Here is a 12345-nt window from a genome sequence, read left to right on the forward strand (position 1 = left end):
ACTTCCCCTCGACGGACGGCCGTCCATGGCGGCATGATGTGTGGCATGTCCGATGGAGGTTTCGTCCAGTTGCCGGACGGCAGCGTCGTGGTCGCGCTCGCGCTGCCGGACCCGGGGGCGCCCGGCCGCGCCGTCCGGGTGCTGGTCCATGCCGTGAACCGCCCGCGGGCGCTCACCCGCCTGCGGAACCACGGCCTGCGCGTCCTCACCCTCCGGGGCAACACCGCCCCGCCGACCCCCGACGAGATCTCCGCCGTCCTGTACCACCCGGACGGCGTCGTGTGGCGCCCGGCGGCCTGCGACGCCGCCGAGTGCTGGCGTCCGATGGCGCGCCTGGTCGGCCCGGCGCGGCGCCGGCGCCGCTCGTACCCGCACCGGCACGGCAGGGCGCTGCCGGTGCCGGGCGCGCCGGCCCCGGCGGCCGGCCGCTCCGCGCCGGGCGCGGTCAGCCGGTGACGACGGGCTCGCCCGTCAGCTCGACCCCGGCGGCGGCCAGCTCCGCCAGCGCGGTGTCCGTGGTCGCCCGGGCCACCCCGGCGGTCAGGCTCAGCAGGACGCGGGTCGTGAAGCCCTCGCGCGCCGCGTCGAGCGCGGTGGCCCGGACGCAGTGGTCGGTGGCGATGCCGACGATGTCGACGGTCGTCACGTTCCGTGCGCGGAGCCACTCGGCGAGGCCGGTCCCCGACTCGTCGGTGCCCTCGAAGCCGCTGTAGGCCGCCGAGTAGGCACCCTTGTCGAAGCAGGCCTCCACCGACCCGGCGGCGACGGCGGGGGCGAAGTTCGGATGGAAGCCGACCCCCTCGGTCCCGGCGACGCAGTGCCGCGGCCAGGTCCGGACGTAATCGGGTTCGTCGGAGAAGTGGTCACGTGGCGCTATGTGGTGGTCGCGGGTGGCCACCACATGGTCGTACGCGGGCGTGCCGGCACCGATGAGATCGGTGATCGCGGCGGCGACGTCGGCTCCTCCGGCGACCGCGAGGCTCCCGCCCTCGCAGAAGTCGTTCTGCACATCGACGACGATCAGGGCGCGGTGCATGACGTGGACACCCCTTCGGTTTCTCGCGGAAGCGTGTGTGGCCCGAAGCCTACGGGTCCCGTCCCGCCCGCACTACGCGGGCGGGACGGTGCGGACCCGCGGGCTCGCGGGGCGGTCAGGTCAGGTACTGGGTACCCAGGACGGGCTCGCCGCGGGAGAGCTGCGTCGCGGACAGCGGCAGGCCGGCGCGCGCCCGCTCGTGGCGGTCCCTGGCGGCGTCCAGGCGCTCCCTGGCGACCGCACGCCCCCCGCGCATCAGCGGCACGGTGAGCAGCCGCTCCGCGAGCTCGGGCGGCACCTCGCCGGTGCCCACGACCTCGGCCGTCGCGACCCCCGCGTCGTCCACGGGACGGGCGGCCCACTTCCTGCCGCCGACCGACAGCTTGCCGCCGAGCGACTTCTTCGCGACCGGCACGAGCGGCGCGTCGGGTCCCTCGCCGCCGGCGCGGGCCACCAGCTTGTAGACCATCGAGCAGGTCGGGTGCCCGCTGCCGGTGACGAGCTGGGTGCCGACGCCGTACGCGTCCACGGGCGCGGCGGCCAGCGAGGCGATGGCGTACTCGTCCAGGTCGCTCGTGACCACGATGCGGGTCTCGTGGGCGCCGAGGTCGTCGAGCTGGCGCCGCACCTGGTGGGCGACCATCAGCAGGTCCCCCGAGTCGATGCGGACGGCCCCGAGGCCGGGACCCGCCACCTCGACGGCCGTGCGGACGGCCTCCCGCACGTCGTAGGTGTCCACCAGCAGCGTGGTGCCGCGGCCGAGCGACTCGACCTGGGCCGTGAACGCCGCGCGCTCCGAGTCGTGCAGCAGGGTGAACGCGTGCGCGCTCGTGCCGACCGTCGGGATGCCGTAGCGGAAGCCGGCGGCCAGGTCGGAGGTGGTGGAGAAGCCGCCGACGTACGCGGCGCGCGACGCGGCGACCGCGGCCAGCTCGTGCATGCGGCGGGCGCCCATCTCGATGAGGGGGCGGCCGCCCGCAGCCACCGCCATGCGGGACGCCGCCGCGGCGACGGCGGAGTCGTAGTTGAGGATCGAGAGGATCACCGTCTCCAGCAGGACGCACTCGGCGAAGGTGCCCTCGACGCGCAGCAGCGGCGAGCCGGGGAAGTACACCTCGCCCTCGGGGTAGCCGTGGATGTCGCCGGTGAAGCGGTAGTCCGCGAGCCAGTCGACGGTGGGGCCGTCCACGATCTCCCGCTCGCGCAGGAAGTCGAGGATGCCGGGGTCGAAGCGGAAGTTCTCGACGGCGTCCAGCATGCGGCCGGTGCCGGCCACCACGCCGTAGCGGCGGCCCTCGGGGAGGCGGCGTGTGAAGACCTCGAAGACGGAGCGGCGGTGCGCCGTGCCGGCGCGCAGGGCGGCCTGGAGCATGGTCAGCTCGTACTGGTCGGTGAAGAGCGCGGTCGAGGGCACCGCCACCGGGAGGCCCGCGGCCGGGTCGTTCATGGCATCCATGCGGCCAGCGTACACCCCATCTCGTCAGATTGACGATATTGGTTTCCCCGGTGGTCGCGCGGTGCCGCCGGCCGCTCGCTTGGCCCAGTGGGGGGCGGTAGTGGCAGCATGGAGGGGTGAGTGCTGCGATGCCCGTGGAAGCCGAGCGCACGGAGACCGAGGGGGCGCCGGTCGAGGTTCCGGCCCCCGAGGTGCCGTGGATCACGGTCGTGCACAACGACCCGGTGAATCTCATGAGCTATGTGACCTACGTCTTCCAGTCCTATTTCGGCTATCCGAAGGACAAGGCGAAGAAACTCATGCTCGATGTCCACCACAAGGGGCGCGCGGTCGTTTCGAAGGGCACGCGCGAGGAAATGGAGCGGGACGTGCAGGCGATGCACGGATACGGCCTCTGGGCGACGCTTCAGCGGGAGCGCTGATGGTGGCCTTCTTCGAATCGGTCGACGGCGGCGGCGCGGCGATCGCGCTGGACGAGGGGGAGATCTCCGTCCTCCGCAGCCTCGCCACGCAGATGCTCGAACTGATCGGACCCGGCGACGAGCCGGACGACGGTGCCGACCCGCTGGCCGCGCTGTTCGCCGAGGGGCCGAGCGAGCCGCCCCGCGACCCGGCGCTGGCCCGGCTCTTCCCGGACGCGTACGGCGACCCGGCGGGCGGCGGGGAGCCCGACGAGGAGAGCAGGCGTCGTTCGGCGGAGTTCCGCCGGTTCACCGAGAACGAGCTGCGGGCGCGCAAGCGCGGCGACCTGCTGGCGATGATCTCCGGACTCGACGCCGCGGCGCGCGACGCCGGGCCGGACGACGGCGCCGGTGCGGCCGTGCTCACCCTGGAGCCGGACGACTCGCGCCGCTGGCTCGGCGCGCTGAACGACCTGCGGCTCACCCTCGCCGCGCGGCTCGGCATCGAGGACGAGTCCGACTCCGAGAAACTGTTCGAATTGTCCGCGGGGGACCCGAGGAAACCTCTGGTCATCGCCTATCACTGGCTGGGCCGCCTTCAGGACACCCTCATCGAAACGCTTCTCAATTGATCGGATAATCCCTTTCGGTCGGTACGCTCCCACGGTATGGCGAGCGATGGATCATGGACCGACCGGATCGACGCGGCGGTCAATGACGTATTCGAACCCGTGCGCGACCTTTTGACCGCCGTCGTCTTCTGCGAGATCGAGGTGGCGGGCAGCCCGTTCCCGCTCATCGTGGGCTGGCTCGTCCTCGCCGGACTGGTCTTCACCGTCGGTTTCGGATTCATCCAGGTACGCCGGTTCGGCACCGCGGTGAAGCTGGCGTCCGGCCGTTACGAACAGCCCGGCGCCCCCGGCGAGGTCACCCACTTCCAGGCGCTCACCTCCGCGCTCTCCGGCACCGCGGGCCTCGGGAACATCGCGGGCGTCGCCATCGCCGTCTCGGTCGGCGGCCCCGGCGCGACCCTGTGGATGATCGTCTGCGGCCTGCTCGGGATGGCCACCAAGTTCGTCGAGTGCACCCTCGGCGTGCGCTACCGCGAGATCGACGCGCGCGGCCGGGTGTCCGGCGGGCCGATGCACTACCTGCCGAAGGGACTCGCCGAACGCGGGCTGCCGCGCCTCGGCCGCGTCCTGGCCTGGCCGGCCGCCGCCATGCTCCTCTTCTTCGCCTTCTTCGGCGGCAACCTCTTCCAGGTCAACCAGTCCCTCGAACAGCTCGCCACCGCCACCGGGGACCACACCGCGTTCTTCACGGAGTCGGCCGGCGCGCTGCTGTTCGGGGTGGTGGTGGCCGTCCTCGCCGCGCTCGTCCTGCTGGGCGGCATGCGGGCCATCGGCCGGGTCACGAGCCGCCTCGTGCCCGCCATGACGGTGCTGTACGTCGCCGCGTGCCTCGCCGTCCTCGTCGCGAACGCCACCCGGGTGCCCGACGCCCTGGCCACGATCGTCCAGGAGGCGTTCCGGCCCGAGGGTGTCGCCGGCGGGTTCGCCGGCGCGCTGATCGCGGGCTTCCAGCGGGCCGCGTTCTCGAACGAGGCGGGCGTCGGCTCCGCGCCGATCGTGCACTCGGCGGTCAAGACCCGGCGGCCCGCGACGGAGGGCCTCGTCGCGCTGCTGGAACCGTTCGCCGACACGGTCGTGCTGTGCACCATGACCGCGCTCACGATCGTCGTCGCCGGCGCGCCGAGCTACACCGCGGCCAGGGAGGCGGCGGCCGGCGGCGAGGGCGGGGACACGACGGCCGGCATCTCGCTCACCTCGGACGCCTTCGCGACGGCCCTGCCGTGGTTCCCGGCGGTCCTGACGGTCGCGGTGTTCCTCTTCGCCTTCTCCACGATCATCACGTGGGGCTACTACGGCCTCAAGGCGTGGACCTACCTCTTCGGCGGCACGCGGGCCAGCCAGGCGCTCTACAAGGCGCTGTTCTGCGGCATGGTCGTCGCGGGCGCGCTGCTGTCCCTCGGCACGCTGGTCGACCTGGCGGACGTCTTCCTGTTCCTCGCCGCCGTGTTCAACATCACGGGGCTCTACCTGCTCGCACCGGTCGTGCGGGACGAACTGCGGGCCGTACGCGGCTTTCTCGCGCGCCGTGACGCCGGACTGCCGGACGACGTGTCCCCGGACGCGGGGCCGGCCGGCGACACCGGCGATGGACCGCTCCCGCCGCGCGACGACGACCCCGGGCCGCCCGCGGGTCCGCTGCCCGTCGCCCGCTGAGACCCGCCGCCGGCCGTCCCGGCAGGCGAACTACGCTGACCGCATGCTGACCATCTCCCAGGACCTGGTGGACCGGATCGTCGCCCACGCCCGCGCCGACCACCCCGACGAGGCGTGCGGCGTGATCGCGGGACCGGCCGGCAGCGACCGGCCCGAGCGCTTCATCCCGATGCTGAACGCGGCGCGCTCGCCCACGTTCTACGAGTTCGACTCGGGTGACCTGCTGCGCCTCTACCGGGAGCTGGACGACCGCGACGAGGAGCCGGTCGTCATCTACCACTCCCACACCGCGACCGAGGCGTACCCCTCGCGCACGGACATCTCCTACGCGAACGAGCCCGGCGCCCACTACGTCCTGGTCTCGACCGCCGAGTGCGGCAACGACGAGGGCCCCGTCTCGTTCCGGTCGTTCCGCATCGTGGACGGCGAGGTCTCGGAGGAGGAGGTGCGGGTCGTCTGACGGCCCGCGCCGGGCGGGAGCGGTTCCGGTTGCCCGCGAGCCGAGACCGCTCCGTCCATATGATGAGCCGATCGCCGGGGGGCGGAGCGGGAATCGATACGATGCCGCCATGGTTCCCCCTGACGTGAGCGACGACAACCCGGGCGGCGGCGAGCTGCTCGTGGCGCGCCTGCACGTCGATCTGTGCCGTCTCGCCGGCGCCACGTGTACGGCGCCCCGTTGATCACGCGATCACCCGACCGCCCACGCCAAGCCCCCCGAGCCGAGTTTCACCAGGAGCCCTCCATGGCCATCGAGGTCCGCATCCCGACCATCCTCCGCAGCTACACCGACGGGCAGAAGGCCGTCGAGGGCAACGGCGGCACGATCGCCGAGCTGTTCGCGGACCTGGACGCCAGCCACCCCGGCATCAGGGAGCGGCTGGTCGACGGCGAAGAGCTGCGCCGCTTCGTCAACGTCTACCTCAACGACGAGGACGTCCGGTTCCTCGACGGCATCGCCACCGCGCTCAGCGACGGCGACAGCGTGACGATCCTCCCCGCCGTCGCCGGGGGCATGCGCTGATGCGCTTCGACTCGCCGCTGGCAGCCGTCGGCAACACCCCGCTCGTACGGCTGCCGCGGCTGTCCCCGGCCGAGTCGGTGCGCGTCTGGGCCAAGCTGGAGGACCGCAGCCCCACCGGCTCCGTCAAGGACCGGCCCGCCCTGCACATGATCGAGCAGGCGGAGAAGGCCGGTCTCCTCACGCCCGGCTGCACCATCCTGGAGCCCACCTCGGGCAACACCGGCATCTCCCTCGCCATGGCCGCCCGGCTCAAGGGCTACCGGATCGTCTGCGTCATGCCGGAGAACACCTCGGCCGAACGCCGTCAGCTCCTCGCCATGTGGGGCGCCGAGATCATCTCGTCGCCGGCCGCCGGCGGCTCCAACACGGCGGTCCGCGTCGCCAAGGAACTGGCCGCCGAGCACCCCGACTGGGTCATGCTCTACCAGTACGGCAACCCGGACAACAGCGGCGCCCACTACGCGACCACCGGCCCCGAGATCCTCGCCGACCTGCCGTCCGTCACCCACTTCGTCGCCGGCCTCGGCACCACCGGCACCCTCATGGGCGCCGGCCGCTACCTGCGGGAGCACCGGCCCGACGTGCGGATCATCGCCGCCGAGCCCCGCTACGACGACCTGGTCTACGGCCTGCGCAACCTCGACGAGGGCTTCGTGCCCGAGCTGTACGACGCCTCCGTCCTCACCTCCCGCTACTCCGTCAGCTCCACCGACGCGGTCGCCCGTACGCGTGAGCTGCTCGCCGAGGAGGGCATCTTCGCGGGTGTCTCCACCGGCGCCGCCCTGCACGCGGCGCTCGGCACCGCCCGCAAGGCGCTCGCGGCCGGGGAGGAGGCCGACATCGTGTTCATCGTCGCCGACGGCGGGTGGAAGTACCTCTCCACCGGGATCTACACCGCCGCCTCGACGGAGGAGGCCGTCGCTCTGCTCCAGGGCCAGCTCTGGGCATGACCGGGCGCTGATCACCGCGGGCGCACGCCCGCACACGTATCGTCACCGTGTGACCGTACGCAGCTACCCCCTCGCCCAGCCGGCCGCCGAGCAGTCCATCTGGACCAGGATCACCGCCCGGGACTCCGTCGCCCGGCGCCTCGACTGGTGGCTGCTCGGCTCGGCCGGCGTGCTGGCCGTCCTCGGCACCCTCCTGGTCTACTCCGCCACCCGGGGCCGCACCGACCTCAACAACGGCGACCCCGAGTACTTCCTCCTGCGGCACATCCTGAATCTCGCCATCGGCGGGGGCCTCGCCGCGGTGATGGTCTGGCTCGGCCACATCCGCCTGCGGAACGCCGTGCCCGTGCTGTACGTCCTCTCGCTCGTCATGGCGCTCGCCGTCCTCACCCCGCTCGGCTCCTCCATCAACGGCTCGCGAAGCTGGATCCAGCTCCCCGGCGGCTTCGCCTTCCAGCCGTCCGAGCTGGTCAAGGTCGGGGTCATCCTCGCCGTCGCCACGCTGCTCGCCGCCCCCCTGGAGAGCGACCAGCGGCCACGCCCCGACACGCGTGCGGTCCTCCAGGCCCTCGGTCTTGTCGCCCTGCCGGCCGTGATCATCATGCTGATGCCGGACGTCGGGCAGACGATGGTGCTGGCCGCGATCACCCTGGGTGCGCTGCTCGCGTCGGGCACCGGGCGCGGCTGGATCGTCGGGCTGATCGCGCTCGGCGTCGGCGGGGCGCTGGCCGTGTGGCAGCTCGGGCTCCTGGACACCTACCAGATCAACCGGTTCGCGGCCTTCGCGAACCCGTCCCTCGACCCGGCCGGCGTCGGCTACAACACCAACCAGGCGCGCATCGCCATCGGTTCGGGCGGGCTGACGGGACAGGGGCTGTTCCACGGCAGTCAGACGACCGGTCAGTTCGTGCCCGAGCAGCACACCGACTTCATCTTCACCGTGGTGGGGGAGGAGTTGGGCTTCGTCGGGGCGGCCGGGGTCATCGTGCTCATCGGCGTCGTGCTGTGGCGGGGCTGCCGCATCGCGATGAACGCGCCGGACATGTACGGGACGATCGTCGCCGCGTCCATCGTGGCGTGGCTCGCGTTCCAGTCGTTCCAGAACATGGGGATGGCCCTCGGCATCATGCCGGTGACCGGGCTGCCGCTGCCGTTCCTCTCCTACGGGGGGTCGTCGATGTTCGCGCTGTGGATCGCGGTGGGGCTGCTGCTGGCGATCCGGATCAGGTCGCGCAGCCGCATGTGATCACCCGTCGCCGCCCCGGCCACGGTCCCTGCCCCGGCCGCGCCGCCGTCCGCCGAGCCGCCCGGCGCCGTCCACCACGGCCGCGACGAAGGCGAGGAGGGCCACCGCGGCGAGTGCCAACCACCACATTCCGTCCACACGTGCGACGGTACCCCGCGCTGGTGATTCCGCCCACACCGAGGCACGCGCGAGGCACGGCACGGTCCAATGCGACTTAGAGTCGTTCGAACCCCACTACGGAGGTTCCCCTTTCCATGAAGCTCACCGTCGTCGGCTGCTCGGGTTCATTCCCGTCCGCGGACTCGGCCTGCTCCAGCTATCTCGTCGAGGCCGAGGGCTTCCGGCTGCTCCTCGACCTGGGGCACGGCGCCCTCGGGGAACTGCAGAAGTACTGCGGGCTGTACGACATCGACGCGATCGCGCTCAGCCACCTCCACCCGGACCACTGCATCGACATGTGCGCGTACTTCGTCGCGCGCTTCTACCGCCACGAGGGCGGCCGCTGCCCGCAGGTCCCGGTGTACGGGCCGGCCGGCACGGAGCAGCGGCTGACGACGGCCTACGGTGACACACCGTCGGACTCCTCGATGAGCGAGGTCTTCTCCTTCCGGACGCTGACGGCGGGCCGGCCGTTCACCGCCGGGCCGTTCACCGTCACACCGGGCCGGGTCACCCACCCGGTCGAGACGTACGGCTTCCGCGTCGAGCACGGCGGGCGCGTCCTGTGCTACTCGGGGACACCGGCCGCTGCGCGGGGCTCACCGAGCTGGCGCGCGGCGCCGACCTTTTCCTGTGCGAGGCGTCGTTCACGGCCGGCAAGGAGGACCTGCCGGAGGTCCACATCAACGGGCGGGAGGCCGGCGAGTGCGCCGCCGCCGCGGACGCCGGGCGGCTCGTCCTCACGCACATCCCGCCGTGGACCGACGCGCAGGTGAATCTCACCGACGCCAAGTCCGTCTTCGACGGGCCGGTGGAGCTGGCCAGGCCCGGGGCGGTCTACGAGGTCTGAGGCCACTAGGCTCGGGCCATGTCTCGAATCGACGGCCGCTCGGCCGACCAGCTCCGTCCCGTCCGCATCGAGCGGGGCTGGAGCAAGCACGCCGAGGGCTCCGTCCTCATCTCGTTCGGAGACACGCGGGTGCTGTGCACGGCCAGCGTGACGGAGGGCGTCCCGCGCTGGCGCCGGGGCAGCGGTGAGGGCTGGGTCACCGGGGAGTACGCGATGCTGCCCCGCGCCACGAACACCCGCGGCGACCGTGAGTCGGTGCGCGGCAAGATCGGTGGCAGGACGCACGAGATCTCCCGGCTGATCGGCCGTTCCCTGCGGGCCGTCGTGGACTTCAAGGCGCTCGGCGAGAACACGGTCGTCCTCGACTGCGACGTCCTGCAGGCCGACGGCGGCACCCGTACCGCCGCCATCACGGGCGCGTATGTCGCGCTGGCCGACGCCGTGGCGTGGGCGCGGGAGCGGAAGCTGGTGAAGGGGCGGGCCGAGCCGCTGACCGGCGCGGTGTCCGCGGTCAGCGTCGGCATCGTGGACGGTGTGCCGCTCCTCGACCTCGCCTACGCGGAGGACGTGCGCGCCGAGACCGACATGAACGTGGTGCGCACCGGGGACGGCCGGTTCATCGAGGTGCAGGGCACCGCCGAGGGCGCCCCGTTCGAGCGGGCGGAGCTGGACGCGCTGCTCGATCTGGCGTCCGCCGGGTGCGCGGAGCTGGACGCCGCGCAGCGTGCGGCCCTCTCCGACGGGTAAAGAACAGGTATGGAGAACCTGCGACGGGCGGCGGCCGGGTTGGCGGCCGTCACCGTGGTGACCGCCGCCGGCCTGCTCACCGCGTGCGATGTGGAACGAGTGGTGGACTGCGCCCGGCTGGCGGTCAGTATCACCGGCAGCGTGGACGACATCCAGCAGGCGGTGAACGACAACGACCCCGACGCGCTCGATGCCGCGGCGACTGAACTCGACGGCAGCATCGAGGAGTTGCACGGCATCGACGACGAGGACGTGCAGGCGCTCGGCGACTCGCTGGCCGAGGCGGCCGAGACGGTCAGGGTCGACGCGCAGGAGGGTGTCGAGGTCGATCTCGGGCCGCTGAGCGATGTGGCGGGGCAGCTCACCGACGTCTGCTCCGGCTGACCGGCGGGTGCCGCGGCGGCGGCATCCGCGCGTCCGGTATACCGAACATCCATCAGAATCTCGAACACAAGTATTGACCCTCGCCGAGATGCGTCCTTAACGTGGCGCGCACCGATCGACCACCCGGTCGACCGGGCGTGAGACGGGCGAGGGAGCCGGCCATGACGGGACGCGTGCCACCGCGGGGAGTCACCCGCCGGGCGCGCGGCCATGGAGCCGCCGGCCGGCCGCACGCCCCCACCGCTCCCGCGTGCGCCCGCCATGCCCTCCGCGGGCTGCCAGGCCTTCCCCCGCCGGCTCCGGCCGCCGCCGCCGCGCAGCCGGTCCGACCGGTCACCGGGCTCCGCACGCACCCGGGCCTTCCCGCCCCGTCCGTCCGCCGGCACTGCACGGAGCCGCCGGCCCGGTGACGGCCGCGCGGCGAGGAAGCGAGGGACAAGGATGACCCCACGACCCCATGGCCCGGTCCTCTCCCGGCGCGGCCTGCTGCGGATGGGCGGCGGCCTCGGCGCGGCGGCACTGCTTGGCGGCTCGCTCAGCGGCTGCGGCCGCGCCGCCGACGCCGAGCCCGTGACCTCGGGCCGGGTCGACCTGGCCTTCTGGACCCACGACCAGGCGTACGTCGACTTCTTCGCCACGGCGGCGGAGAACGCGGAGGCGGCGGGCAGTGACTTCGGCTGGCACCTCGACGCCACGCGGTCCAGCGCGCAGGACGTCGTCACCAAGACCATCGCCCAGGCCATCGCCGGCACCGGGACACCGGACGTCGCCGGTTTCGAGATCGGTTCGTTCACCCGCCTCCTGCGCGGCGACCTCGCGCACGAACTGCTCCAGCCGCTGGACGACGCGGTCGCCGACGTGCGGGACGATCTCCTGACGATGCGGACGGCGCCGTTCACGAAGGACGGCAGGCTCTACGCCCTCGACTCGGACGCGCCCCTGGTCGTGTACTACTACCGGGAACCCGAGTTCGACCGGGTGGGGCTCCCCACGGACCTGGGGAGCTGGGACGAACTCGCCGACGCCGCCGCCGGCGTCTTCCGGCGGCACGACGTGTGCATGGCCGCGGTCTGCACCGGCAGCGACCTGGGACAGGTCATGGCGGCGTTCGACATGCTGCTGATGCAGTGCGGCGGCGGGCTGTTCGACGAGGAGGGCAACCTCACGATCGACACCGCGGAAGGGGAGCGCGCCCTGACCTTCCTGGCCGAGGGCGTCCAGGAGGGCTACATCACCACCGTCTCCGACTTCTACGGTGCGAGCGTGCAGGCCGCGCTGTCCACCGGCCGGCTGATCGGCCAGTTCATGGCGACCTGGTACAAGGTCTACGGCATCATGCCGAACGTCCCCGAGCAGGCCGGGCAGTGGCGCATCCGGCCGCTGCCGGTCTTCACGGACGGCGGGGCGCGCACCTCGTTCACCGGCGGCACGGGGTTCGGCGCCCTGCGGGGCAAGGAGAACACCCTCGCCGGCGTCGAACTCGTCACCCGCGCCTATCTCACCCCCGACGAGGAGAAACGCCGCTACGTCGACCTCGGCTACCTGCCGACCCGCCGGTCCGTCTTCGACGATCCGGCACTCGCCGGGATCGAGGACGACTTCTGCGGCGGACAGCGGATGTTCGAGGTGTACCGCGACGTGGTGGACGAGGCGCCGGTCTTCTTCCTCAGCCCCGACCGGCCGATCCTCGACACCGTGCTGAGCGGCTACCTGCTCCGCGCCTACAACGGGGACCTCTCACCGCGCGAGGCACTCCGGCGCGCCACCGAGGACTTCCACGGCCAGACCCGTCAGTAAGGAATGCCGA

The 12345-nt window shown here is 72.5% G+C and carries 14 protein-coding genes and 2 pseudogenes; 13 read left to right on the forward strand and 3 right to left on the reverse strand.

All coding sequences use genetic code 11. The features are described 5' to 3' along the window. Window positions 1-45: 45 nt before the first annotated feature. Window positions 46-294: pseudogene (locus tag EMA09_RS19825) on the forward strand (hypothetical protein); the annotation flags it as partial. Between the two features lie 151 nt (window positions 295-445). Here EMA09_RS19825 and EMA09_RS19830 read toward each other — a convergent pair. Next, window positions 446-1036 (reverse strand): isochorismatase family protein, encoded by a 591-nt coding sequence (locus EMA09_RS19830; RefSeq protein WP_129842345.1) that lies wholly within the window; start codon window positions 1034-1036, stop codon window positions 446-448. Window positions 1037-1151: 115 nt separating this feature from the next. Next, complete coding sequence (locus tag EMA09_RS19835) at window positions 1152-2483, reverse strand: nicotinate phosphoribosyltransferase (protein ID WP_129844143.1); 1332 nt, start codon at window positions 2481-2483, stop codon at window positions 1152-1154. Between the two features lie 137 nt (window positions 2484-2620). On the opposite strand from EMA09_RS19835, the gene clpS reads away from it, so the two are divergent. The 8 genes from clpS (at window position 2621) to rodA (ending at window position 8398) form a co-directional block, all read left to right on the forward strand. Beyond that, window positions 2621-2914 carry an ATP-dependent Clp protease adapter ClpS gene (gene clpS, locus EMA09_RS19840; protein ID WP_129844144.1) on the forward strand — a complete coding sequence of 98 codons (294 nt, stop codon included), beginning with the start codon at window positions 2621-2623 and terminating at the stop codon, window positions 2912-2914. Continuing rightward, a complete protein-coding gene (locus tag EMA09_RS19845; RefSeq protein WP_129842346.1) occupies window positions 2914-3525 on the forward strand; it encodes a DUF2017 domain-containing protein in 612 nt (203 codons plus the stop codon). The genes clpS and EMA09_RS19845 overlap by 1 nt, the downstream gene beginning before the upstream one ends. A 36-nt stretch (window positions 3526-3561) precedes the next feature. Continuing rightward, complete coding sequence (locus EMA09_RS19850) at window positions 3562-5178, forward strand: amino acid carrier protein (protein WP_129842347.1); 1617 nt, start codon at window positions 3562-3564, stop codon at window positions 5176-5178. Between the two features lie 43 nt (window positions 5179-5221). Then, window positions 5222-5638 carry a M67 family metallopeptidase gene (locus EMA09_RS19855; protein ID WP_129842348.1) on the forward strand — a complete coding sequence of 139 codons (417 nt, stop codon included), beginning with the start codon at window positions 5222-5224 and terminating at the stop codon, window positions 5636-5638. A 109-nt stretch (window positions 5639-5747) separates the two neighbouring features. Continuing rightward, entirely contained in the window at window positions 5748-5861 is a 114-nt protein-coding gene (locus EMA09_RS29480) for a putative leader peptide (RefSeq protein ID WP_346655843.1), read from the forward strand. A gap of 62 nt (window positions 5862-5923) precedes the next feature. Then, window positions 5924-6202 carry a MoaD/ThiS family protein gene (locus EMA09_RS19860; RefSeq protein WP_129842349.1) on the forward strand — a complete coding sequence of 93 codons (279 nt, stop codon included), beginning with the start codon at window positions 5924-5926 and terminating at the stop codon, window positions 6200-6202. Then, entirely contained in the window at window positions 6202-7152 is a 951-nt protein-coding gene (locus EMA09_RS19865) for a cysteine synthase (RefSeq protein ID WP_129842350.1), read from the forward strand. The genes EMA09_RS19860 and EMA09_RS19865 overlap by 1 nt, the downstream gene beginning before the upstream one ends. A 49-nt stretch (window positions 7153-7201) precedes the next feature. Further along, window positions 7202-8398, forward strand: a complete 1197-nt coding sequence (rodA, locus tag EMA09_RS19870; protein WP_129842351.1) for a rod shape-determining protein RodA — start codon at window positions 7202-7204, stop codon at window positions 8396-8398. Here the strand turns inward: rodA and EMA09_RS28455 are convergent, their stop codons facing one another. After that, window positions 8399-8536 carry a hypothetical protein gene (locus EMA09_RS28455; RefSeq protein ID WP_168220769.1) on the reverse strand — a complete coding sequence of 46 codons (138 nt, stop codon included), beginning with the start codon at window positions 8534-8536 and terminating at the stop codon, window positions 8399-8401. 116 nt (window positions 8537-8652) lie between these two features. Here EMA09_RS28455 and EMA09_RS19875 point away from each other — a divergent pair. From EMA09_RS19875 to EMA09_RS19895, 4 genes and pseudogenes are all read left to right on the forward strand, one after another. Next, window positions 8653-9407 (forward strand): annotated as a pseudogene (locus tag EMA09_RS19875) (MBL fold metallo-hydrolase). 18 nt (window positions 9408-9425) lie between these two features. After that, on the forward strand, window positions 9426-10154 hold the full coding sequence (gene rph, locus EMA09_RS19880) for a ribonuclease PH (RefSeq protein ID WP_129842352.1): 729 nt from the start codon (window positions 9426-9428) through the stop codon (window positions 10152-10154). A gap of 9 nt (window positions 10155-10163) precedes the next feature. Next, window positions 10164-10538 carry a hypothetical protein gene (locus EMA09_RS19885; RefSeq protein ID WP_129842353.1) on the forward strand — a complete coding sequence of 125 codons (375 nt, stop codon included), beginning with the start codon at window positions 10164-10166 and terminating at the stop codon, window positions 10536-10538. Between the two features lie 441 nt (window positions 10539-10979). Next, complete coding sequence (locus EMA09_RS19895) at window positions 10980-12335, forward strand: extracellular solute-binding protein (protein ID WP_240796474.1); 1356 nt, start codon at window positions 10980-10982, stop codon at window positions 12333-12335. Window positions 12336-12345 lie beyond the last annotated feature (10 nt).

Source organism: Streptomyces sp. RFCAC02 (assembly GCF_004193175.1).
GTDB lineage: Bacteria > Actinomycetota > Actinomycetes > Streptomycetales > Streptomycetaceae > Streptomyces.